Below are 23527 nucleotides of genomic sequence, written 5' to 3' on the forward strand. Positions count from 1 at the left end.
GCGGCCTGGCAGCCGACCTGTTTCTGACAGGCTGCACACGGTCCAAATGTGGGAGCGAGCCTGCTCGCGATGGCGCCCCCACCGTCACCTCATCCCTACTTGCCCACTCCCGCATTGGCATACAAATAATCCGTCGCCAACGACGCCAATGTCCTCACGCCCACCACCAACGCCGATTCATCGACAAAGAACCCCGGATTGTGATTCGGCGCGGCCTTGCTCATGTCCTGGTCCCTCGGCGTCACGCCGAGAAACACAAACAATCCCGGTACTTCCTTGGCATAAAACGAGAAGTCTTCCGCGCCGCCCACCAGCGGTGCATTCACCACATCATCCTTGGCCGCCCACTTCAGTGTCGGCAGCATTTTTTCTGTCAGCGCCGGGTTGTTGATGGTCGGGTCGTATTTTTCGATGATGGTCACGTCTGCTTTTGCACCGCCGCTTTCGGCGATTTTTTCCACGGTCTGGCGTACGTCGGCATGCAGTTTCTGGCGGATACCGTAGTCGTAGGAGCGGATCGTTCCGGTCATGTCCACGGATTCGGGAATGATGTTGTAGCGCGTGCCGCCGTTGATGGTGCCGATGCTGACCACTGACGGGTACGAGGAGATATCGGTGCGGCGGCTGACTACAGTTTGCAGGCCGACGATGGTTTGCGCGCCGACGGTGATCGGGTCGATGCCGTCCCATGGGCGGCCGGCGTGGGTCTGTTTGCCGAGGATTTTGATGCGCAGGTCGTCGGAGCTGGCGAGGGTGGCGCCTGGGCGGTAAGCGATCTGGCCGGCGGGGACGCCGGCCCAGACGTGCAGGCCGAACACCGCGTCGGGTTTCGGTGATTTCATCACGCCTTCCTCGACCATCATTTTCGCGCCCCAGGTGTTTTTGCCGTCGGGGATGAAGTCGCTCGGGCCTTCTTCGGCGGGCTGGAAGTAGAACACCACGGTGCCGGGTAATGTGTCGCGCATGCCCGTGAGAATTTTCGCTGTGCTCAGCAGGATGGCGGTGTGGGCGTCGTGGCCGCAGGCGTGCATGACGTCGACTTCTTTGTCGAGGTAAGTGCCTTTGGCTTTCGAGGCGAACGGCAGGTCGGAGACTTCCTTGACCGGCAGTGCGTCCATGTCGGCGCGCAGGGCCACGGTCGGGCCGGGCAGGGCGCCTTTGAGGACAGCGACTACGCCGGTGCGGGCGACGCCGGTTTTCACTTCCAGGCCCATGGCCTTCAGTTGTTTGGCGACCAACTCAGCGGTGCGTTTTTCCGTGTTACCGAGTTCCGGGTGAGCGTGGATATCGCGGCGGGTTTCCAGCAGTTCCGGCTCGAGCTTTTGCGCCTGTTCGGCGATGGTAGTGCGGGTGCTTTCCAGTGTTGCGGCGCCGGCGTGGCTGGCGCAGCAGGTGAGCAGAACGGCCTGGGCAATGCGCGTCAGTTGCATCGGATTCTCCTTGATTATTGTTGTCGGGCTTCCCTGCCTGTGACTGCAACCGCGCGCCTGAGTGCTATTCCTTCGGCTGACCGCCACCGGCAGTGATCACTTGCACGCTCATGCGCGGCGTTGCCAGATCGAGTCCGGCTTCGTCGAGATGGCGTTTGAGCGACAGGTTGAACGCTCGGGACACTTCCCATTGTTTGATCGGCGCGGTCTTGAACCGCGCGCGCAGAATCGCGCTGCCGGATTCGAAACTCTCGACCCCCTGAATCTCCAGCGGCGACCAGATGTTGCGCCGCTGCAGCGGATCGGTGCGCATCTTCTGGCCGACTTCGCGCATCAGTTTGATCGCGTCGTCGATTTCCATGTTGTACGGCACCGCCACGCGAAAGATCGCGTAGCCGAACTCCCGTGAGTAGTTCTTGATGCTTTTGATTTCGCTGAACGGGATGGTGTGGACGATGCCGTCGATATCCCGCAGGCGCACGGTGCGGATCGTCAGGCCTTCGACGGTGCCGAGGTGGCCGCCGACGTCGACGTAGTCATCGATGGCGAGTGAGTCTTCGATGATGATGAACAGGCCGGTGATCAAGTCCGCGACCAGCGACTGTGCACCGAAACCGATGGCCAGACCGATCACGCCGGCACCGGCCAGCAGTGGCGTGACGTTCATGCCCATGTTCGCCAGGGCGACGATCAACGCGATGATGAAGATCGCCACGAACAGCACGTTGCGGATCAGCGGCATCATCGTTTGCGCGCGGGCATTCGCCAGACCTTTGCGCGAGCGGGTGAGGGCGTGATGTACCGCGGTGTCGGCGAGGATCCAGATCAGCCAGGAGAAAATCAGCGTGCCGATCAGGCTGAACAATTTGACGCTGACATCATGCCCCTCACCCTCGGCGAAACCGATCAGCGACTGGCCCCAGACGCGCAGGCCGAGTTCGATGAAGACCAGCCAGACCAGCAGGTGCGCGAGGGTGTAGAAGAAGTTTTTCAGGCGTTCGGAGTAGAGCGCGTGGCGTTTCGGTCCGCGTTGCGGTTTCAAGGAATGCCGGCGCACGAGGCCGTTGATCACCATGCACATCACCAGCAGCACGGTGCAGATCAGCGATTGGCGCAAGGCAGTGCTGGTGTCGCCGGCGGAAACGAAGGTGGCGAACAGCGAGATGCCGACCAGCACCAGCGCCGGCACGTACCAGAAGGTGCCGAGGATTTCGATGGTGTCGCTGAGGGCGCGGCGGGTCAGGCGTCGTGACAGCGGCTGATTGCGGATCAGGTGCGCAATCGGTCGGCGGAAACGCAGGATGAACAGGCCGGTCGAGATTGCCGCGAGGACATTGGCGATGGTTGCAGCGGTGTGGGCCAGATGCACGCCGAGGCTTTCGATCAGGCGCGGATCGTTCAACGCTTCACCGAACGCGGCGAAGCTGCCGATCAGCCACAACGGCCGGAACGCCTGATGACGCAGGATGTACAGCGCGCGATGGCGGTGCGGGCCGTCGAGCAGGGAAAACGCGATCACGCAGATCGCCGAGAAACAGGTGCCGACCACCAGCGCATAGGCCAGCACCATCGCCAGGCTTTTGCCCAGTGACGACGGCAGCGCGTAGCTCATGTAAACGGTCATTACCAAAGCGATCAGCCACGGCCCGAGCTTGCGCAAAGCGAAGCGCAGCATATCGAGAGCCTTGGGGTGTTGCGGCAGTTCTTCGGTGAGGCCGAAGCGCATGCGCACCCGGTGGCCGAGCCAGATCAGCGCGGCGGCGAGCAGACTCCACACCGCGAGGATCATGGCGAAACCGAAGATGATCGGCAGCCATTCGTTGGCCGGCAGCATCATTGCGCTCAGTTCGTCCTTGGCCAGATCGAACTCGTTGCCCCAGCGGTTGAGCGGGCTGTCGGCGCCGGTGAATTGTTTTTCGAAGTTGGACAGGGTGCCGCCGATCAAGCCGAGCACGCCTTCTTCGGGGCTGGCCTGGGCCTTTTTGGTGGCGTCGCGCAGCTTCTTCAGATCAGTCAGCAGTTGCGCGCGTTGCTTGTCGTTTTCCAGCGACTTGATGACTTCGTCGAGGGACTGGCCGAGCGGTTCCTGGGCTTCCGGTTGGGCTTTGTTGGTGTTGAGCAGACCGGGCAAACCGACCGCGTGGGCGGGCGCCAGCGGCAACAGCGTCATCAGGCAGACGAGGAACAGGCTGGGCAAAGCAAAAAGACGAGCGAACACTAGGCGGTCAACCTCGCAAGGGGCGGATTCGCTGGAGTGTACGAGGCCCACTAAAGCAATGCGAGCCGGACGCGGATTTATTCGTTGAGTTTGGCGAGGATCTTGTAAACCACCGTGGCGAGGATCGTCAGCATGCCGACCCACATGGCAAACACACCGGCGTTCTTGTCACGGAAGTTGAAACCGATCGCCAGCAGGATCATTCCGCACAGGATGGGGATGAGCATGGCGTGGAACGAAGACATCGAGATCATGGAGACTGCCTTGTCGAAATGAATGATGTAAGTCTAGGTCGAATTTGATGGAGCGGTATTGATCTGAGTAGGAGCTGCCGAAGGCTGCGATCTTTTGATCTTAAAAACAGAATCAAAAGATCGCAGCCTTCGGCAGCTCCTACAGGGAACAAGTGGTCCCGAATGGTTAAGGCAACTCGCGGCAGGCGTAAAACGCGCTCAGCACTTTGACCAGATGCGCCAGGTCGTGGCTGCCGCACAGTTCGCGGATCGAGTGCATGGCGAAGGTCGGCAGGCCGATATCGACAGTGCGCACGCCGAGGTGGCTGGCGGTGATCGGGCCGATGGTCGAGCCGCAGCCCATGTCGCTGCGCACCACAAAGCTTTGCACCGGCACTTCTTCGGCCATGCACAGATGGCGGAAGAACCCGGCGGTTTCGCTGTTGGTGGCGTAACGCTGGTTGCTGTTGACCTTGATCACCGGGCCGGCGTTGAGTTTCGGGCCGTGGTTGGCGTCGTGCTTTTCCGCGTAGTTGGGGTGCACGCCGTGGGCGTTGTCGGCTGAGACCAGCAGGGATTTCTGGATGGTGCGGACGAATTCGTCACCTTCCGGCAGCAGGCGGCGCAGGGTCTGTTCGAGCATCGGGCCGTCGGCACCGCAGGCCGAGCAGGAGCCGACTTCTTCGTGGTCGTTGCACACCAGCACGCAGGTTTCGTCGGTTTCGGCGGTGAGCAAGGCTTGCAGGCCGGCGTAGCACGACAACAGGTTATCGAGGCGCGCGCCGGCAATGAAATCGCCGTTGAGGCCGATAACCGCAGCACTTTGCGTGTCGTAGAAACTCAGCTCGTAATCGAGCACGACGTCGGCGTTCAAGCCATGTTCGCGGGCCAGTTGATCAGTGAGTACGGCGCGAAAATCGACGCGCTCGTCACCGGCAAATTGCGCGAGGATTGGCGGCAGTTCGGTCTGCGCGTTGATCGCCCAGCCCTGGTTGGCTTCACGGTTGAGGTGAATGGCCAGGTTCGGAATGATCGCGATCGGTGCCCTGAAGTCGATCAATTGGCTTTCGACCTTGCCATCGCGGCGGAAGGTCACGCGGCCGGCCAGCGACAGATCACGGTCGAACCACGGTGCCAGCAGCGCGCCGCCGTAAACTTCAACGCCCAACTGCCAGAAGCCCTGACGCTGCAGCTCCGGTTGCGGCTTGACCCGCAGGCACGGGCTGTCGGTGTGCGCACCGACCAGGCGGATGCCGCCGTGCAGTGGCGAGGTGCGGCCCATTTTGATCGCGACGATCGAGGAGTCGTTACGGGTGACGTAATAGCGGCCGTTCGGCTCGGTGGTCCATGGCTCGCGCTCGTCGAGGCGCACGTAACCGGCAGCCTCCAGACGCTGCACCAGACTGGCGGTGGCGTGGAACGGGGTAGGGGAGGCCTTGAGAAAGTCGATCAGGCCTTGGTTCAACTCTTCGCGCATAAGAAACTCCAGACAGCAATGGGCGGGAGTTTAACGCATCGGCTTGAAGCTTGGGGCATGACATGCGGTCTTGAAATGCATGCAAAAAACTGTGGGAGCGAGCTTGCTCGCGAAAGCGGTATCACATTCAACATTAATGTCGACTGATCAATTGTTTTCGCGAGCAAGCTCGCTCCCACAGGGGTTCAGTGTGGTCTGTCAGAACGGTGCAGGGCACTCGAAGCGCAGGCGTTCGCCGGTTTGCGGATGGGTGAAGCTGAGCATGCTCGCGTGCAGGCACAGGCGCGGCCATGCCGCCAGCGCCTGCTCGTGGGCATAAAGGCCATCACCGAGCAGCGGATGCCCGATCGACAGCATGTGCACACGCAACTGATGTGAACGGCCGGTGATCGGCGTCAACTCAACGCGACACCAGTCACCGCAACGTTCCAGTACGCGCCAGAAGGTCAGCGCGTGTTTGCCGAATTCATGATCAACCACATGGCGCGGCTTGGTTGGCGGGTCATAACGCAGTGGCAAGTCGATGCTGCCACTGTCGAGTGCCGGTTGACCCCAGGCCAACGCGGTGTAGGCCTTTTCGGTTTCGCGATCGTGAAACTGGCGCGACAGTTCGCGATGCGTGTCGGCGTCACGGGCGAGCAAAATGATGCCGGAGGTTTCCCAGTCCAGGCGATGGACGATGCGCGCTTCCGGGTAGCCGTTTTCCTGCAGGCGGGTAATCAGGCAATCCTTGTTGTCGTCGGCGCGACCGGGCACCGAGAGCAGCAACGTCGGTTTGTCGACCACCAGTACGGCGGCGTCCTGATGGATGATGCGGATGTTGGACAGCGGAATTAAAACACCCTCGAAAAAAAGGCCACCGGCGGTTCGGGGCCTTCCCGGGGGGGGGAGGCCCCTGAACCGCCGTCGTACCTGCCGGATCGACTCAGCGATCAGGCAGGGTGATGTTGAGTTCCAGAATCGAGCAACTGCCCTGGCTTTCCAGTGCAACATGTACGTCGTCGTTGCCGATGTTGACGTACTTGCGGATCACGTCGACCAGTTCCTTCTGCAAGGCTGGCAGGTAATCCGGCGTGCTGCGCTGGCCGCGCTCATGCGCCACGATGATCTGTAGACGCTCTTTCGCTACCGAGGCGGTACTTGGCTTTTTGTTGGCACGAAAGAAGTCAAAAAGGTTCATTACCTACCTCCAAACAGGCGCTCGAAGAATCCCTTCTTCTCGACATCGAGGAAACGGTGGGCTTTTTCTTTGCCCAGCAAACGGTCGACGGTATCGCTGTACGCCTGACCGGCATCGCTCTGGTCGTCGAGAATCACCGGCACGCCCTGGTTGGATGCCTTGAGCACCGCCTGAGATTCCGGGATCACGCCAAGCAGCGTTACCGAGAGGATTTCCTTGACGTCTTCAACGCCGAGCATTTCGCCCTTTTCAACACGCTCTGGATGGTAGCGAGTGATCAGCAGGTGTTCCTTGATCGGGTCTTCGCCACGTTCGGCGCGACGCGATTTGCTCGCCAGCAGGCCGAGCATGCGGTCCGAATCTCGTACCGAGGAGACTTCCGGGTTGGTCACGACGATCGCTTCATCAGCGAAGTACATGGCCAGGTGGGCGCCTTTTTCGATGCCGGCCGGGGAGTCGCAGACGACGAACTCGAATTGTTCCTTGAGCTCCATCAGGACTTTTTCCACGCCTTCGACAGTCAGCGCGTCTTTGTCGCGGGTCTGACTGGCGGCCAGTACGTAGAGGTTTTCCAGACGCTTGTCTTTGATCAGTGCCTGTTGCAGGTTGGCTTCGCCGTTGACCACGTTGACGAAGTCATACACCACGCGGCGCTCGCAACCCATGATCAGGTCGAGGTTACGCAAGCCCACGTCGAAGTCGACGATCACTGTTTTGTGGCCGCGCAGAGCGAGGCCGGTACCGATAGCGGCGCTGGTGGTGGTCTTACCCACACCACCCTTGCCGGATGTAACCACGAGAATCTTGGCCAAGGTGTTTCACCCCTAAGGAAGAAGGACTTTTTAGCCCCTGAAAAACATCTCTTGAAAACTACTGCAGTCGGACAGCCTTGGCTGGAATTCGGCGTTGAGCCTTTTTCCTACTTCGTTTGAGCCGTTTTCGCTACGTTTTAGAGATGCTTGGAAAATGCGGCAGTATCCGTTAAAGCCGAATGATGTTCAACACGTCGCCCGACAGGCTGACCTGTACGCCCGAGCCCCACATAGGGTCGCGGCGCAAATCTTCGGAAACCTTGTAATGACCGGCGATGGAGATCAGTTCAGCGCTCAATTGCTGACAGAAAATCCGTGCCTTGGTGTCACCCTTCACGCCGGCCAGCGCCCGACCGCGCATCGGGCCGTATACATGGATGTTGCCATCGGCGAGAAGTTCCGCCCCCGGACTGACCGAAGACACCACGACCAGATCGCCACCTTGGGCATATATCTGTTGGCCACCACGTACTGGCGTGGTGATGACGCGGGTCGGTTTGATGGTCGGTTCCGGCGGTTTTTCCGGTTTCTTTTTGACTTCGGCTTCCGCTGTTTCCAGCGGCCGCTCGCGGGCGCCCGACGGCGGCAGCACCGGAATGTCGATGGCAATGGCGGCGGCGATGTCTTCGATGCGACTGGCGCGAATCGCCAGGGTGCGCAGGCCATGTTGGCGGCAGACGCGCATCAGGCCCGGCAGATCGACGGCGCCTTCGCTCGGCGGCAGTTTGTCCAGCGCCAGAACCAGCGGCGCGTTGCTGAAGAAGTTCGGCGCCTGGGCGACTTTGGCGGCCAATTGCCGATCGAGGCTTTCGAGGTCGTTACGGGCCAGTTCCAGCACAGTAATGGCCAGCATGCTGCCCTTGAGCTGGAATACGGGATCTTGGTCTAACGGTTCGGTTTGGCTCATGTCGGCATACAACGGCTTGTCACTAAAAGTGCCGAGACTTATAACGAGAACGCCCGCGAGCCGCAAGCCGGGTCGAACGATGTAGAATGCGCGGCCACTGTATTTACGGAAGCTTTAATGGATCGCCCGCGTTTTCGAAAAGCATTTTTATCGCCACGCTTCTGGCCGCTCTGGTGCGGTCTGGGGCTTTTGTGGCTGATCGTGCAGTTGCCGTATCCGGCGTTGCTGACCATCGGTCGAGTTTTGGGCGCCTTGATGTATCGCGTGGCCGGCGACCGGCGGCGCATCGCCAAGCGCAATCTTGAGCTGTGCTTCCCGGAAAAATCCGCCGCCGAGCGCAAACGCCTGCTCAAGGAAAACTTCGCCTCCACCGGCATCGCTTTTTTTGAAATGGCCATGAGCTGGTGGTGGTCGCGCGAGCGTCTGGCCAAGCTGGCCCACGTTGAGGGCCTGGAGCATTTGCAGAAGGCCCGGCGCGAAGGCAAAGGCGTGATCCTGATGGCGGCGCATTTCACCACGCTGGAGATCGGCGCAGCGCTGCTCGGCCAGCAGCACACCATCGACGGCATGTACCGCGAACACAAGAATCCGTTGTTTGACTATGTTCAGCGTCAGGGCCGTGAGCGGCACAACCTCGATTCGCTGGCGGTGGAGCGTGACGACGTGCGCGGCATGCTCAAGTTGCTGCGCTCCGGCCGCGCAATCTGGTATGCACCGGATCAGGACTATGGCGCCAAACAGAGCATCTTCGTGCCGCTGTTCGGCATTCAGGCGGCGACCGTGACAGCGACGACGAAATTCGCCCGTCTGGGCAAGGCGCTGGTGGTGCCGTTCACTCAGGAACGTCTGGCCGACGGCAGCGGTTATCGCTTGGTCATTCATCCGCCGCTGGAAGATTTTCCCGGCGAAACCGAAGAAGCCGACTGCATCCGCATCAATCAGTGGGTCGAGAGCGCCTTGCGCGCCTGCCCCGAGCAGTACCTGTGGGCACATCGACGCTTCAAGAGCCGGCCACCGGGCGAGCCGAAGCTGTACGCCAAACGCGGTTGATGCATCCAACTTTTTAAGCACCATGGAGTGTTGCAATGAGCCCAGCTGAACCGGTCACAGGATTGATTCTTTCCGGCGGCGGGGCTCGGGCGGCGTATCAGGTGGGGGTGCTGGCGGCGATTGCCGAGTTGCTGCCATTGGGCGCGGACAATCCGTTTCCGGTGATCGTCGGCACTTCGGCCGGGGCGATCAACGCCGTCAGTCTCGCCAGTGGCGCTACCGATTTTCGTGCCGCCATCGAACGTCTCACCCTGTTCTGGCAGGGCTTTCGCAGCCATCGCGTGTTGCGCAGTGACTGGCCCGGGGTTATCCGTCAGGCCAGCCGCTTTGTCAGCCACAGCCTGCTTGGCCTTGGTCGGCAACTGCCGGTGGCACTGCTCAACAGTTCGCCGCTGCGCGAACTGCTCAATGAAAAACTGCACATGCCCGGCATCGCCGAATCGATCGCGCGCAAGCAATTGCATGCGGTGGCGGTGACCGCGTTCGGCTATGAATCCGGACAAGCGGTGACGTTCTATCAGGGTGGCGGCACGATTGATTCATGGCTGCGGCATCGGCGCATTGGCGTACCGACGCAACTGTCGGTGGATCACCTGCTGGCCAGTTCGGCGATTCCGTTGTTGTTCGCACCGGTGAAAATCGGTGATGAATACTTTGGTGACGGCGCGGTGCGGCAATCAGCGCCGATCAGCCCGGCATTGCACTTGGGCGCGAGCCGGGTGCTGGTGGTGGGCGTCAGCGGCAACCCGCGCGGGTTTGATCCGCAGCAGCCGCTGGAGCGTGCCTACACGGGGCAACAGCCGACGCTGGCGCAGATTGGCGGGCACATGCTCAACAGCACGTTCATTGACAGCCTCGAGAGCGATATCGAGTTGCTGCAGCGTCTCAACCAGTTCAGTCATCTGATGCCCGCCGGCACGCCGACTCGCGAGCTAGGGGTGGCGCCGGTGGAGGTGTTGGTGATTTCGCCGAGTCAGCCGATCGATGAGATCGCGGCGCGGCACCGTCAGGAATTGCCGGCGGCGTTGCGCTTGTTTCTGCGTGGGCCGGGGGCGACGAAGACCAGTGGGGCAGGGGTGCTGAGTTATCTGTTGTTCGAGGCGGGGGATTGCAGCGAGTTGATTGATCTGGGGCGACGCGATGCGCTGGCCAAGCGTGAAGAACTTTGCCGGTTTTTGGGTATTAGCGAGGCGGTGGCTCCCGCCTGAAATCTTCTTTGAGCCCATTCGCGAGCAAGCTCGCTCCCACAGGGTCCGGCGTCGTATGCGGCATTTGCATTCGACATAGAACCACTGTGGGAGCGAGCTTGCTCGCGAAGGCGTCCTTGCGGACGCCGCCGGATCAGAAGTGGAACTTCACCAGGAAGCTGGTCACGTTCTGATTGGTGGTGAACGCACGGGTGTCGTCGATCCCGTACTTGTCTTTCCAGTAGTCGTACTCAACACCGACGTACAGCTGCTTCTCGCCGAAATTCAGCGCCTTGCCCAAGTCGTATTTGACCTGTGGGTTGAAGTGCAGGTTGGCGTGGTATTCGCCACGGTTGTTGACGTCGTTGTCGACGACCCAGTCCATGTAGCCGTCGATCAGCACGTTCGAATCGCCGACCGGGATGGTGTAGGACCAGACCGGGGTGATCTGCCAGACGTTGTCACCCGGGCGCGAGCCTTCGGTGTGGCGCTGGTAGAAGTTCAACTGGAAGTAGTCGAAGCCCGGGATGGCTAGGTCGAAGCCTGGACCGATCAGGTAGGACTCGGTGTCACCCTCGCCGAACTCGTAAGTCATCGCCAGCAGGACGTCTTTGATCGGGCCGAACTCGATCTTCTGGTCGAGCACCTTGCCCAGCGAGATACGTGGCTGGAACTCGCCGTAGTAGGTGTTCGGGCCGTTGTTGAAGTCCTTGTCACCGTTGTAGAAGATCTTGTCGACGAACAGGAAGTTGTCCCCGTACTTCCAGGCATCGGCGTGCTCGAAGGTGACGGTCTGCTGAATCGCAGGGTTGACCTTGAAGTCTTTACCGTAGAGGTAGGTCAGGCTGTTGTTCTGCCACTGCAGCAGGCCATCGGCCATGGCCTGGCCGCCGGCCAACATCGATCCCGCGAGCATCAGGCTGGTGCACATACGTTTCATTCGGTTGCTCCCAAAGTAGGTGTTCCACGTTTATTTTTTTTAAGATCGGCGCTCTGGTGTGGCGCCTTTTTTCGTTACTGCAAAAAAGTCATCCGATCGGTCAGCTTCGTTGCTGTTAGCAAGAGCCGAGCCAAGGCTTTCGAAACGCAAAAAAACGCCCTCTCGGCTGCTGAAAAACAGTCGATTGCGCGCGTTTTCGGGATGCCTCGGTACTGGCCGGGGCCGGGATAAGTTGGCCCGTCGGTCAGGAATTAAATCCGGGCTTTTTTTTAGACCGAATTCAGATGGCCGCGGAGAATACTGACTCAACGGCCAGGTCTCAAGTGCCCCGCAACAGAGCACCGACGACAGGCATGGGGCACGGTTGCGGGCCATCTTAAAAATGCACCTTCACCAGCAGGCTGGCGGTGTTCTGGTTGGTGTCGAAGTTGTGGGTGTTTTCGACGCCGTATTTGTTTTTCCAATAACTGTATTCGGTGCCGACGTACAGCTGCTTGTGGCTCCAGCCCAACGCCTTGCCCAGGTCATATTTGATCTGCGGGTTGATGTGCAGGTTGGCGTGGTAGGTGCCGCGCGAGTTCTCATCGTTGTCGACCACCCAGTCGAGGTAGCCGTCGATCAGCACATCGGAATTGCCCAAAGGAAAGCTGTAGGACCAGCCGGGAGTGATCTGCCAGACGCCGTCGCCGGGGCGCGGGCCTTCGGTCTGACGGCGGAAGATGTTCAGGGTGACGTAGTTGAAACCGGGCACCTTGAGGTCGAAACCGGGGCCGATCAGATAGGCCTCGCTGTCGCCTTCGCCGTACTCGTAAGTCATCGCCAGCAGCACGTCCTTGATCGGGCCGAACTCGAGCTTCTGGTCGAAGATCTTGCCGAACGAGAAGCGCGGAGTGAATTCGCCATAGAAGGCGTGCGGGCCTTTGTTCGCGTCTTCTTTGCCGTTGTAGAAGATCTTGTCGACGAACAGGAAGTTGTCGCCGTACTTCCACTTGTCGGCGTGCTCGAAGGTCAGCGTCTGCTGGATCGACGGGTTGATCGCGAAATTCTTGCCGTACAGATAGCTGAGGCTGTTGGTTTGCCACAGCAGGAGATCGCCGGCCATGGCCTGACTCGCGGCCAGCAGGCCGCCACTCAACAGAACGTTGGTTTGCGTGCGAATCATCTGTTGCTCCCTCTTGTTTTTATTGTTTGAGGCGCAGAGCTTTTTTTGCCCTTGTAGGAGTGAGCCTGCTCGCGATAGCGGTATGACATTCAACACATCAGTTGACTGAAAAAATGCTATCGCGAGCAGGCTCACTCCTACAGGGGGTACATCGGTGTTGCTGTCAGTGCTGGTGCGCGTGGCAGTCATTGATCGCCGCGCGCTCTTTGCCACCGAGAATGTTGAACAGCAGGTTCAGCGTCAGCGCGCTGAGTGTTGCCATGGCAATGCCACTGTGGGTAATCGGGCTCATCCACAGCGGCAGGTGCGCGAAGAATTCCGGACGCACCACCGGGATCAGGCCCATGCCGATGCTCACCGCGACCAGCAACTGGTTGCGACGGTCACCGATGTCGGCTTCCTGGAGAATCTTGATGCCAGTCGCAGCGACCATGCCGAACATCGCAATCGCCGCCCCACCGAGTACCGCCGGTGGAATCGACGCCACGAGGAATGCCGCTTTCGGCAGCAGGCTCAGCACGATCAGCAAGCCACCGGCAACGATGGTCACCGAACGGCAGCGCACGCCGGTCATCTGCACCAGACCGATGTTCTGCGCGAAAGAGGAGTGGGTGAAAGTATTGAAGAAACCGGCGACAAACGAGGCGCCGGCATCACACAGCAAGCCGCGACGCAGCATGCGCGGGCAGACTTCCTGGCCGGTGATCTTGCCCAGCGCCAAAAACATCCCGGTCGACTCGACGAAGATGATCACTACCACCAGACACATCGACAGGATCGGTGCCAGTTCGAATTTCGGCATGCCGAAATGCAGCGGGGTGACGAACTGAACCCATGGCGCGTTGGCCATGCCGCTCAGGTCGACCATGCCGATCGCGCCGCACAGCACGTAGCCGAAGCACATGCCGATCAACACAGAAATATTGACCCAGAAACCGCGCATAAAGCGGTGGATCAACAGAATGGTGCCCAACACCAGGGCGGCGATGGCCAGATAAATCGGTGAGCCGAATTGCGCAGCGCCAGCACCGCCACCGGCCCAATTCACGGCCACGGGGAACAGCGACAAACCGATCGAGGTGATGACCGTGCCGGTCACCAGCGGCGGGAAGAAACGCACGACCTTGGACATGAACGGCGCGATGATCATGCCGAAGAAACCGGCGGCGATCGTCGCGCCGAAGATGCCTTGCAGGCCGATGCCGGGCATACCGGCCATGGCGACCATGCTGCCGACAGCAGCGAAACTGGCGCCCATCATCACCGGCATGCGAATGCCCATCGGGCCGATGCCCATGGACTGCACGATGGTGGCGACACCGGCGACCAGCAGGTCGGCGTTGATCAGGAAGGCAATTTCTTCACGACTCAGGCCAGCGGCCTGTCCAATGATCAGCGGCACCGCGATGGCGCCACCGTACATCAGCAGAACATGTTGCAAACCGACCAGGATCAGTTGCAAAAGGGGCAATCGCTGAATGGCGGGTGCGTCGGGGATGCGCGCTTTGGACAGCTCGGACATGCAACACCTCGGATCTTTTTATTCTTGTGATTAACAGCTGCCGGGTTGCTCACAGCTGTTTCTTTGCATCAGGTAAACCGCGTTAAGGCGATTCGCGAGCAGGCTCGCTCCCACAGGAAATGCGCGATCTCTGTGGGAGCGAGCCTGCTCGCGAAGCTTTGTTGCTTAGTTGGTCTGTGCTCCCTGGGCGATCCATGCACCGATCAGGTCACGTTCCTGCTGGGTCATCTGCGTGATGTTGCCCAGTGGCATGATCTGCGAGGTGATGGCTTGCGCCTGGATGCGCGCCGCGTTCTGGCGGATCTGCTCAGGGGTGTCGAACATCACACCCGCGGGCGCTGCGCTGAACAACGGGCTGGTCGGTTTGGCCGAGTGGCAAACCGCGCAGCGTTCTTGAATCACGCTGTGCACTTTGTCAAAGCCAGGACCTGCATTGGAGGCTTGCGCCGGTGCTGCAGCAGGCGCTTTTGCGGGTGCAGCAGGTGCCGCCGCTTCAGCCGGTTTCGTGCCACCGCCCAAAGCCGTTTCCGGCAGCGGTTGGTACTCGATTTTCGCTGGAGCTTTAGCCACTTCCGGCGCGGTCGGCATCGGTGCTGGACCGGTGACGTAGGCCAGGGTGATCATGCCCACCGCTGCCACCGGCAGGGTCCAGGCAAACTTGTGGCTGTCGTGACGGGTGTTGAAGTAGTGACGCACCAACACGGCCAACACCGCGATCCCGGCCAGGATCAACCAGTTGTACTGGCTGCCATAGGTGCTCGGGAAGTGGTTGCTGATCATGATGAACAGCACCGGCAGGGTGAAGTAGTTGTTGTGCCGTGAACGCAGCAAGCCTTTGGCCGGCAGCGCCGGATCCGGCGTGCGGTTCTCGGCAATCGCCGCGACCAGTGCACGTTGTGCCGGCATGATGATGCGGAACACGTTACCGACCATGATGGTGCCGATGATCGCGCCGACGTGCAGGTACGCACCACGACCGCTGAACACTTTGCTGAAGCCATACGCCGCGCCGATGATCAGCACGAACAGAATGAAACCGAGCAGAGCAGGGCGTTTGCCCAGGGCCGAGTCGCACAGGAAGGAGTAGATGAACCAGCCGAGGAACAGCGAACCGATACCGATGGCCACGCCTTCAGGGCCGCTCAGGGTGCTGCCCGGAGCCAGCAGGTAGAGCGTTGGATTGGAGTAGAACACCACGCACAGCAGCGCAATACCCGACATCCAGGTGAAGTAGGCTTCCCATTTGAACCAGTGCAGGTTCTCCGGCATCGACGGTGGGGCCAGTTTGTATTTTTCCAGGTGATAGATACCGCCACCGTGGATCGCCCACAGATCACCGGCCAGGCCGGTTTTCGGGTTGACGCGGTTGAGGTTGTTCTCCAGCCAGACGAAGTAGAACGACGCGCCGATCCAGGCCACGCCAGTAATCATGTGAACCCAGCGCACGCTCAGGTTCAGCCATTCCAACAGATGTGCTTCCACAGTCTTTACCTCTCGCCTGTCACTCTTGTTGTCGAGTGATCAGACCTTCTCTTATTGGTGGGGGGCGAGGATCAAACGCTCATCCTCTTTGAAAAAATGCTCATCGCAGTTATTGCCTGTGCCACTGCGATCAACCACCAGGAAGTCATCCCGCTTTTCGATCGTCAGCACCGGATGGTGCCAAACGCCGCGATGGTAATTAATGCCCTGCCTGCCGTTGGTGACGAAGGCGCGGACCAAGCCTGATACAGGTTCATCGCCAACGGGCGCGACCACGATCAGAAAGGGGTTGCCGAGCAGCGGAATGAAAGCCTGGCTGCCCAGCGGATGGCGTTCCAGCATGCAAACGGTCAGCGGCATGTCCTGCGCGTCGGCGCGGAAGATGCTGATGATCGCGTTGTCCTCAGGCTGAGCGGTTTCGACCGTCGCCAGTTTGTGGAAGCGCATGGTCGAACCGTTGTTGATCATGAAGTGATCGCTGCCGTCGGTTTCGATGACGTCACCGAAAGGGGCGAAGGCTTCTTTGCTCAGCGGTTCAATCGTTAGTGTGCGCATGCTGTTCTTCTTTTCGTTGAGTGATCGTTCCCACGCTCCGCGTGGGAATGCAGCCCGTGACGCTCCGCGTCACATCCAGAACGGACGCAGAGCGTCCAGTGATGCGTTCCCACGCAGAGCGTGGGAACGATCATTGCGGTGTTATTTAGCGACCTTGCCGAGAACGCGCAGGCGACTCACACCACCATCCGGGAACACGTTCAGGCGGATGTGGGTGATCGGGCCCAGTGCCTTGATCTGCTCGACGAAGGTGTGTTCGGCGTGCATTTCCAGCTTCTGGCTTGGCAGCAGTTCACGCCAGAACAGCGACTGGGTTTCGATCTGGCTGTCAGTACCGCCCTTGACGAACGCGCCCTGGATCGAGCAGGTGTCCGGGTAGTTGCCTTTGAAGTGCAGGGTGTCGACGACGATCTTCTCGATCTCGCCGGGGTGACCCAGCGCGACGATGACCCAGTCATTGCCCGGCGTGCGACGACGTGCAGTTTCCCAGCCGTCGCCCATGTTGATGCCACGGCCCGGGTTGAGGATGTTGCTCATGCGGCCGAAGTGTTCGTCGGAGCAGGCGAGGGCGCGGCCACCGTTCAGGGCTGCTGCCAGATCGACTTGCTCGTTGTCGCCAACCGCCGACCAGTCGCGATGCGGCACACCGTACACGCGCAGACGGGCAACACCGCCGTCCGGGTAGATGTTGAAGCGCAGGTGGCTGAACGCCTGGTCGTTGCTGATTTCGTGGTAGTGGTGGCTGTTGCCCTGCAGCTCGACGGCCGACAGCACTTCAGTCCACTGGGTGTTTTCATCAGGCTCGCCCGACGCCAGGAAGCACGCTTCCAGAGAGGCCGATGGCGGGAAGTTGCCGGTGAAGAATGAAGTGTCGATGTCCACGCCTTTGATCGAGCCCGGTACACCCAGACGGATCACGGCGCTGTCGAAGCCTTCGAAGCGCTTGCGGCGCGATTCCCAGCCGTCCATCCACTTGCCGTTGTCATCGAACACGCCCTCCTTCCATACGGCCGGGGTCGGTTGGAACAGACGATTGGCGTCTGCGAACCAGTCATCGGTGACCGAGATGATTTTGGTGCCCAGACGGGCATCGGCCAGGTTGACGAATTTTTCGAAAGGTACGGCGTAAGCTTTCATTCTTCTTGTCTGCCTTTAAATAAGTGGCTGGGGATGCTTGCAAGACCCTGGGTACTCTCCGCGTCTGATGCACTCGGGTCAGGCTTGCTAAAGAGTCAGTAAACGGAACAGGGCAATCTTGTTGATCTCCGCCAGCGCGCATTTGAACTCGGTGTCTTGCGAGTTGTGAATGCGCGTTTCGAACGCCGCGAGGATCTGATGCCGGTTGCTGCCTTTTACCGCCATGATGAAGGGAAACTTGAACTTGGCTTTGTAGGCGTCGTTCAGCTCGGTGAAGCGCTGGAACTCTTCGGCCGTGCATTGGTGAATACCGGCGCCAGCCTGTTCATTGGTGCTGGCTTCGGTCAGTTGGCCCTGGACGGCCGCTTTGCCGGCCAGGTCCGGGTGAGCGTTGATCAGTTCCAGCTGACTGGCGTGATCGGCGCTCAACAGGATGTCGCTCATGCGCTGGTGCAGGGTTTCGATCTCGTCGATCGAAGCGTCCGCGCCGAGGTCGTAGGCCTTCTCGGCCACCCATGGCGAATGTTCGTAGATGTCGGCGAAAGCTTTGACGAAGGCGTCGCGGCTCAGGCTCGACGGTTGCAGGGTTTGAAAGCGGCTCATTGGGCGGCCCCTTGGTACGGCTGGGTTTCATGCCAGTGACGCGCGATATCGACGCGGCGGCTGAACCACACCTGTTCATGACTTTTGGCGTATTCGATAAAGCGTTTGAGCGAAGCGATGCGACCCGGACGGCCGATCAGGCGGCAGTGCAGACCGATCGAGAGCATTTTCGGTGCTTCAGCGCCTTCGGCGTAGAGCACGTCGAACGCGTCTTTGAGGTATTCGAAGAAGTCGTCACCCTTGTTGAAACCCTGCACCTGGGTGAAGCGCATGTCGTTGGTGTCGAGGGTGTACGGGATCACCAGATGCGGCTTGCCGGTCGGGTTGTTCGGTTCCCAGTAGGGCAGGTCATCGTCGTAGGTGTCGCAGTCGTAGAGGAAACCACCTTCTTCCATCACCAGGCGACGAGTGTTCGGACCGGTGCGGCCGGTGTACCAGCCCAGTGGGCGCTCGCCGGTGATTTCGGTGAGGACGCGGATCGCTTCGAGCATGTGCTCGCGTTCCTGCGCTTCGTCCATGTACTGGTAGTCGATCCAGCGGTAGCCGTGGCTGCAGATTTCGTGACCGGCATCGACCATCGCACGGATCACATCCGGGTGGCGCTGAGCGGCCATGGCGACGGCGAAGATGGTCAGCGGAATGTCGAATTCCTTGAACAGTTTCAGGATCCGCCAGACGCCGGCACGGCTGCCATACTCGTAAAGCGATTCCATGCTCATGTTGCGCGCGCCTTGCAGCGGCTGAGCGGCAACCATCTCGGACAGGAAGGCTTCGGATTCTTTGTCGCCGTGCAGAATGTTGCGCTCGCCGCCTTCTTCGTAATTGAGTACGAACGACAGGGCGATGCGGGCATTGCCCGGCCAGTGTGGGTGAGGAGGGTTACTGCCGTAACCGATCAGGTCGCGTGGGTAGTCAGCGCTCACTGCAGTCTTCCTTCTTATTCGTTGACAGATGGGTGTGGCGGCCTGGCAGGCTGGCGTCACAGCGATGGGCTGATTGTATACAACTTTATTCGCAATTTGTAAGCCTGAATTTTCGCATTTTTCACCGACTGTCATCTTTTACTGTTAATGGCGTGAGCCTGCAAGAAACCTGCCTGACCAGTCAGCTAATGGATAAGAGGTTCAATGAATAGGCGTGTTGCTGGCAGAACGCGGGGAAACCCCCGAATGGCGGGGTTGGTGTGAAAAATGTCGTTTTTATTGTGTACAATTTTTTTGAAAAGTGTCTTAATCAGTCGCTCGCCGCAACTTTTCGTGCTCCGAATCGGTGCGGTCTCCTTTTCAACTGACTTCGGGAGGCGCGAAGTCTGACTGCTCCACGCAGGCAGGCGCGCAGAATCAATGGGACGTTTGACTACACACGTTTTGGACGCTGCACACGGTTGCCCGGGCAGTTCGATCAAGGTCGAGCTGTACCGCGTTGAAGGTTCGCAACTGGAATTGGTCGCCAGTGCCGTCACCAACAGCGATGGCCGGGTCGATGCACCGCTGCTGCAGGGCGATGATTATCGTACCGGGGTTTATCAGGTTCAGTTCCATGCGGGCGATTACTACCGCGCCCGTGGCGTGCAGTTGCCGGAACCGGCCTTTCTGGACGTGGTTGTGCTGCGCTTCGGCATCTCTGCCGAACAGGATCACTACCATGTGCCATTGCTGATTTCGCCGTACAGCTATTCCACGTACCGGGGCAGCTGACCCCCAAGCAGCTGCCCCCACCGGGAAGCGACTGCGCATATAGCTTCTTTGGTCTTTCGCCCGCCCACACTGCGGGCTTTTTTTATTTCTGCGGCTTGATGATCTGCAGGGTCATTTAGCTGTGTCGGGTGATGATAAGGTTGTCTTCGTGAGTGGGTAGACGCTCGTTGGTGCCCAACAGATAAATGATCTTGTTGCTGTGGAAATGCTCTCTGAGGTCGTCTTTGACGTGAGCGTCCATTTTATTGACGAGTGCCTTTTTTTTGAGCCATGTCATCGGATCAGGGAGCAGAACAGTATTGTTATGAACTCTGTCCATAAACATGATGAAAATAGCGTCAACACCCAATCGTTTGATCAATAGAGCATTCCCCAGATTGACGCCAAAATCATGGGTAATGGAGTAGCCGTGCCCGCGAAGAAGATCTTTGAAAAGCGATCGCGTGGATTGGCGCTGCCTCCGATATTGCGAACCGAAAAACAGTTTCGGATTGAAGTCGATTCTTTGCAGGCCTTCAGCGGACGGTAGCGGCATCTGCATGTTGCCATTGGCGTCAGTTGCAAGCGGCGAAAGGAGCATCAGCGGGTCGCTCAGGTCTTGACGAGTGAACCTGTGATCACCATCGGACGTAAAGCGATTACCCCACTTCTTGAACGTCTCGAACAAGGCATGGATCCCGGGCCCTGTTATTTCATCGGATTGATTGGCCCGGCTGAACATTTCCCGCGCGACTTTGTTTGCAGAGTGATCAGAAAGGTAGGTGAACTGATCGCTGACATGTTGAGTAAGGCTTTTTTCAAAGGGCAGACCCTCGACAATTTTCCATGCGCCACTGTCTTCTCCCGTCCATCTGTCCGCCAACTTCACCACGCCCCTGGGTTGTAACTCTGGCGTGGTCAGCAGCAACTGTTCGAAAGCATCGAAATGAGTGGCAGAAAACTGCGGAGGCTTGATAAAGGCCAGGGCGTCAACGGCATGGGTTGGCTGCTCAACAATGGAAAAGTGCTTGCCGCCGATTTCGATGGAGTGACCGGTTAACGGTTTTGTGGCGCTTCCCCATTGTTGCCAGAGCTCACTGATGCGTATGAGTTCGAACGGATCAAGGGAATGACTGTTGGCGGGCAGTCGACGCCGTTTAGCTGGACCTGGACCAGACTCGTCTGCTTGGGTGATGTCGCGAGAGGTACCTGGCTGCGGATCCTGTTGTGCATGGCTGTTGCTCTGCAGTTTGCGCCGCCATACCGATTGCCCGGGAGTCTGTTCAAGCGATATGTCGGGCACGTTCATCGTTGTCGCACTGGCCAGTTTGTATTCACCTTGTTCGTTTAGGCGAACCATGACAGTGCCATCGGCGAGGTCGACGTAGTTTTTTCCACGGGGGCCCTTTCGAATGCCGTCAACGGATTCATGTGCGGCGGGGAGAAGCGTTGCCAGGTTTGGATCGACGTGGAAAATCGCCAGCGGTTCTTCGGCGGTCAGTCGGGGCATGAACAGGCTTACCTGTGCTGACTCGCTTGCGTACCACTGTGCCTCGATGCGCCAACGTGATTGTCCCGGGATTTTTTTCAGAATCGGCGGTGTCACACCCGGCGCGGCGGGCCAGGGAATCTGGTAGTTCCCCTCGGCGTTGAGTTCCACGCGGTAATAACGGCCTTCCTCCAGATGAGCATAGGTCTGACCGCTTGGCGCAATGTACAACCCGTCGACGGCATCGTGTGGTTGCAGCAAGTGGGTTTGCAATCCTGGCAGCGCAATCTCTGCCAGCCTGGCATTGGCCTCGGTAATGACCGGATCGGAGATGTAGCTCACCACCACGCGTGGCTCGTCGACAACATCGGTTCTTGGCGGTAGTGAAGTTGAAGTGGCCGGCTGTGGATTCTGACCAGGCATCAGTGACTCTGGATTTGCGCTATTTCTGACGGCGCCCGCGCCAGTATCAGCGTCGACTCGGGTGGTCGTGGAAGTACTGGACGAAGCGGGGCGAACGGTGGTTTTTGTCGGTTTTATCATTGAAATGTCTCAGCGTGGGTCATGGTTACATTGCTCACTGTCTTGTTTGATCGCTGGTTGATTACTGATCTCTGATCACAAATAGCGTTGTCTGCCCTAGCACATCGGTTTGAGTCCCTCCGAGCAGGTAAATGACCTTGTGTTCTGCGCGGTACGTGGACAGTGACTTTTGCTCGGTGATGAGGGTTCGCAGTTGGCTGTCACTGAACTCAAAATTTTCCGCCTTCACGCGTTTGAGCCTGCCGTTGCTAAGCGGTGGCAGTCTCAGCACGAATACCTGGTCGATCTTCTTTCGATGAAACAGCAATGCGTCGTCGCCCAGCGGTTGAGCAGTGGCGTTCACTTGGTAACCGTCATCTTCCAGGAGCCTGCTGAACAGCCTGTGCAAGTCGGGCGTTGTCCGCGCCGCGGCGTACTCGTTCCAGTGTCGAGAGAACCGCCCGGGATCAAAATCCAGGCGCATCAAGCCTTCACCCAGCGAGGAAGGGATGGCGAGCGTGTCTGAAGGTTCGTCAGCCTTGCGTAGCATCAGCAGCGGATCACTCAGTTCTCGCGGTGGGGCGCGGCGAAGCTGCCTGTTTGCCCAGAAGCGAAACACTTGATTGAGCAGGGCCAGACCATGGCCGTTGATGATCTCGGAGCGGTTGGCCTGGTTGAACATGGCGCGGCCGAGCGCGCCGACCGATTGATCCGACAGGTACTTGAAGGTTGTTGAGATGTACTGAGTGATCGGCTTCTCGAATGGCACGATGTTGTCGAGAACCGTCCATTGATCATTGCGCTTGATCGCCCACCTTGGTTGCAAGGCCGGACTGTCGCGCAACATGTATTCGAAGGTGTCATACAAGGTCGGCGAAAACAAAGGGTGCAACAGATAGACGAGTCTCGGGTTCGGTCCGGGATGCTGTTGCATGATCCGAAAGTATTGCCCATCGATTTCGATGTGCTGGCCGAGTTGGGGAGGAACCTTTCGCCCCCAGTTTCGCCATAACCCGTAACTCAGATTGATCGCTTCGGGATTGGCGGAAAGCAGGCTTTCAGTCAGGGCCTGAGTCGGATCTGTGGCTTCTTCCTGAGGCGTTCGTTTGCTCGGGCCGGGCGCAGATTCGGGGCTGTCGGTCGAAGCTTTGCGCTTGTGTGAAGGTCCCGGTAATGGCGGGTCTGATTCCTCTTTAAGACGCCAGAGCCGTGTACCGACAATCTGTTCGAATACGATTGGCAAAGCCTTGCGTACGCCTGCAAAGGCCTGCTGATAGTGACCGTCAGCGTTTCTGCGCACCATGACCGTTCCGTCAGGTGTGTCGATATAGGTTTTGCGATGTTTGTCATACCGCAATCCGTCAGCGGTTTGCAGTGCTGGCGAAAGCAGGGCCGCAGCTTCTGGCGCAAGGTAGACAGGTTGCTCCGGCATTGGTCGCTCAGCAATCGCATGTCGCTGCTCGTGGTCCGGGTTATGCGCAAGCCAGCTTGGGCGTTCAAATGTCCATAGGGCCTGACGCTCCGTTTTCACCAGGAAGGGGCCAGGCAAGTGCGGGGCGAAACTGAACGGGATCTGGTAGCGGCCATCGCCACGGCTTTCGACCAACAGATGCCCTTCATTTTCAACATGGGCATACAACTTGCCATCGGGACTGGAGAACAGTCCGCTGTCGGCATCCAGGCGCTGCAGTAAATGCACTTGATCCGCTGGCCAGGTAATCGAGCGTAGAGCGGCCAGTGCTGACAGCGCAGTGCCAGGTATTGCGCTGACTTGCACCGAGGGCTGTTGCGGGGGTGTATCCGCCAAAGCGGTGGATGAGTCTGCGCCGGGCTGGTTTTCGCCCGGCAGTCTTCGAGAGCTGCTGGCAGAGTTTGCTGCAGGCGGTGGGGCTTCGGGCACGGGTGTCCCGGCCATACGTTTCGGTGGCTTGGCCATTATGTGTCT

The 23527-nt window shown here is 59.2% G+C and carries 21 protein-coding genes; 3 read left to right on the top strand and 18 right to left on the bottom strand.

The genetic code is table 11. The features are described from left to right. Positions 1–95: 95 nt before the first annotated feature. The 8 genes from ACWR1S_RS18085 to minC all read right to left on the bottom strand — a co-directional run bounded on the left by ACWR1S_RS18085 (position 96) and on the right by minC (position 8257). Entirely contained in the window at positions 96–1430 is a 1335-nt protein-coding gene (locus ACWR1S_RS18085; protein ID WP_454564439.1) for an amidohydrolase, read from the bottom strand. Positions 1431–1494: 64 nt separating this feature from the next. After that, a complete protein-coding gene (locus ACWR1S_RS18090; protein ID WP_454564440.1) occupies positions 1495–3648 on the bottom strand; it encodes a mechanosensitive ion channel domain-containing protein in 2154 nt (717 codons plus the stop codon). 77 nt (positions 3649–3725) lie between these two features. Beyond that, a complete protein-coding gene (locus ACWR1S_RS18095) occupies positions 3726–3902 on the bottom strand; it encodes a hypothetical protein (protein ID WP_016982863.1) in 177 nt (58 codons plus the stop codon). Between the two features lie 166 nt (positions 3903–4068). After that, entirely contained in the window at positions 4069–5358 is a 1290-nt protein-coding gene (locus ACWR1S_RS18100; RefSeq protein WP_454564441.1) for a M18 family aminopeptidase, read from the bottom strand. 198 nt (positions 5359–5556) lie between these two features. Continuing rightward, on the bottom strand, positions 5557–6192 hold the full coding sequence (locus ACWR1S_RS18105; RefSeq protein ID WP_311997802.1) for an RluA family pseudouridine synthase: 636 nt from the start codon (positions 6190–6192) through the stop codon (positions 5557–5559). A gap of 91 nt (positions 6193–6283) precedes the next feature. Further along, complete coding sequence (gene minE / locus ACWR1S_RS18110) at positions 6284–6538, bottom strand: cell division topological specificity factor MinE (RefSeq protein WP_003223146.1); 255 nt, start codon at positions 6536–6538, stop codon at positions 6284–6286. Beyond that, on the bottom strand, positions 6538–7350 hold the full coding sequence (gene minD / locus ACWR1S_RS18115) for a septum site-determining protein MinD (protein ID WP_007913953.1): 813 nt from the start codon (positions 7348–7350) through the stop codon (positions 6538–6540). The genes minE and minD overlap by 1 nt, the downstream gene beginning before the upstream one ends. A gap of 169 nt (positions 7351–7519) precedes the next feature. Then, the gene (minC, locus tag ACWR1S_RS18120) at positions 7520–8257 is read right to left on the bottom strand and encodes a septum site-determining protein MinC (RefSeq protein ID WP_454564442.1); all 738 of its coding nucleotides are present in this window, start codon (positions 8255–8257) and stop codon (positions 7520–7522) included. A gap of 117 nt (positions 8258–8374) precedes the next feature. Between minC and ACWR1S_RS18125 the strand changes: the two genes are divergently transcribed. Then, a complete protein-coding gene (locus ACWR1S_RS18125) occupies positions 8375–9307 on the top strand; it encodes a lipid A biosynthesis lauroyl acyltransferase (protein ID WP_016982867.1) in 933 nt (310 codons plus the stop codon). A 35-nt stretch (positions 9308–9342) separates the two neighbouring features. Beyond that, complete coding sequence (locus ACWR1S_RS18130; protein WP_454564443.1) at positions 9343–10515, top strand: patatin-like phospholipase family protein; 1173 nt, start codon at positions 9343–9345, stop codon at positions 10513–10515. Positions 10516–10648: 133 nt separating this feature from the next. Here the strand turns inward: ACWR1S_RS18130 and ACWR1S_RS18135 are convergent, their stop codons facing one another. The 8 genes from ACWR1S_RS18135 to puuE all read right to left on the bottom strand — a co-directional run bounded on the left by ACWR1S_RS18135 (position 10649) and on the right by puuE (position 18818). Further along, the gene (locus ACWR1S_RS18135; protein WP_129391263.1) at positions 10649–11434 is read right to left on the bottom strand and encodes an outer membrane protein OmpK; all 786 of its coding nucleotides are present in this window, start codon (positions 11432–11434) and stop codon (positions 10649–10651) included. A gap of 376 nt (positions 11435–11810) precedes the next feature. After that, positions 11811–12596, bottom strand: a complete 786-nt coding sequence (locus ACWR1S_RS18140; RefSeq protein WP_016982869.1) for an outer membrane protein OmpK — start codon at positions 12594–12596, stop codon at positions 11811–11813. Between the two features lie 163 nt (positions 12597–12759). Then, complete coding sequence (locus ACWR1S_RS18145; RefSeq protein WP_454564444.1) at positions 12760–14118, bottom strand: nucleobase:cation symporter-2 family protein; 1359 nt, start codon at positions 14116–14118, stop codon at positions 12760–12762. A gap of 165 nt (positions 14119–14283) precedes the next feature. Continuing rightward, complete coding sequence (locus tag ACWR1S_RS18150) at positions 14284–15600, bottom strand: urate hydroxylase PuuD (RefSeq protein WP_454564445.1); 1317 nt, start codon at positions 15598–15600, stop codon at positions 14284–14286. A 51-nt stretch (positions 15601–15651) separates the two neighbouring features. Beyond that, positions 15652–16155 carry an ureidoglycolate lyase gene (locus ACWR1S_RS18155; RefSeq protein WP_034151759.1) on the bottom strand — a complete coding sequence of 168 codons (504 nt, stop codon included), beginning with the start codon at positions 16153–16155 and terminating at the stop codon, positions 15652–15654. Between the two features lie 141 nt (positions 16156–16296). After that, a complete protein-coding gene (gene alc, locus ACWR1S_RS18160; RefSeq protein ID WP_095120000.1) occupies positions 16297–17292 on the bottom strand; it encodes an allantoicase in 996 nt (331 codons plus the stop codon). Positions 17293–17379: 87 nt separating this feature from the next. Further along, positions 17380–17895, bottom strand: coding sequence for a 2-oxo-4-hydroxy-4-carboxy-5-ureidoimidazoline decarboxylase (uraD, locus tag ACWR1S_RS18165; RefSeq protein ID WP_454564446.1), 516 nt, complete (start codon positions 17893–17895; stop codon positions 17380–17382). After that, entirely contained in the window at positions 17892–18818 is a 927-nt protein-coding gene (puuE, locus tag ACWR1S_RS18170; RefSeq protein ID WP_095120001.1) for an allantoinase PuuE, read from the bottom strand. Before puuE ends, uraD begins: the two co-directional genes overlap by 4 nt. Before the next feature lie 420 nt (positions 18819–19238). On the opposite strand from puuE, the gene uraH reads away from it, so the two are divergent. Continuing rightward, on the top strand, positions 19239–19592 hold the full coding sequence (gene uraH, locus ACWR1S_RS18175; RefSeq protein WP_008080901.1) for a hydroxyisourate hydrolase: 354 nt from the start codon (positions 19239–19241) through the stop codon (positions 19590–19592). 115 nt (positions 19593–19707) lie between these two features. Here uraH and ACWR1S_RS18180 read toward each other — a convergent pair whose 3' ends face one another. Both ACWR1S_RS18180 and ACWR1S_RS18185 read right to left on the bottom strand, forming a co-directional pair. Continuing rightward, a complete protein-coding gene (locus ACWR1S_RS18180) occupies positions 19708–21483 on the bottom strand; it encodes a hypothetical protein (protein WP_454564447.1) in 1776 nt (591 codons plus the stop codon). 181 nt (positions 21484–21664) lie between these two features. Then, positions 21665–23518, bottom strand: coding sequence for a hypothetical protein (locus ACWR1S_RS18185; RefSeq protein WP_454564448.1), 1854 nt, complete (start codon positions 23516–23518; stop codon positions 21665–21667). Positions 23519–23527: the final 9 nt, after the last annotated feature.

This window comes from Pseudomonas sp. AIG (assembly GCF_977020205.1).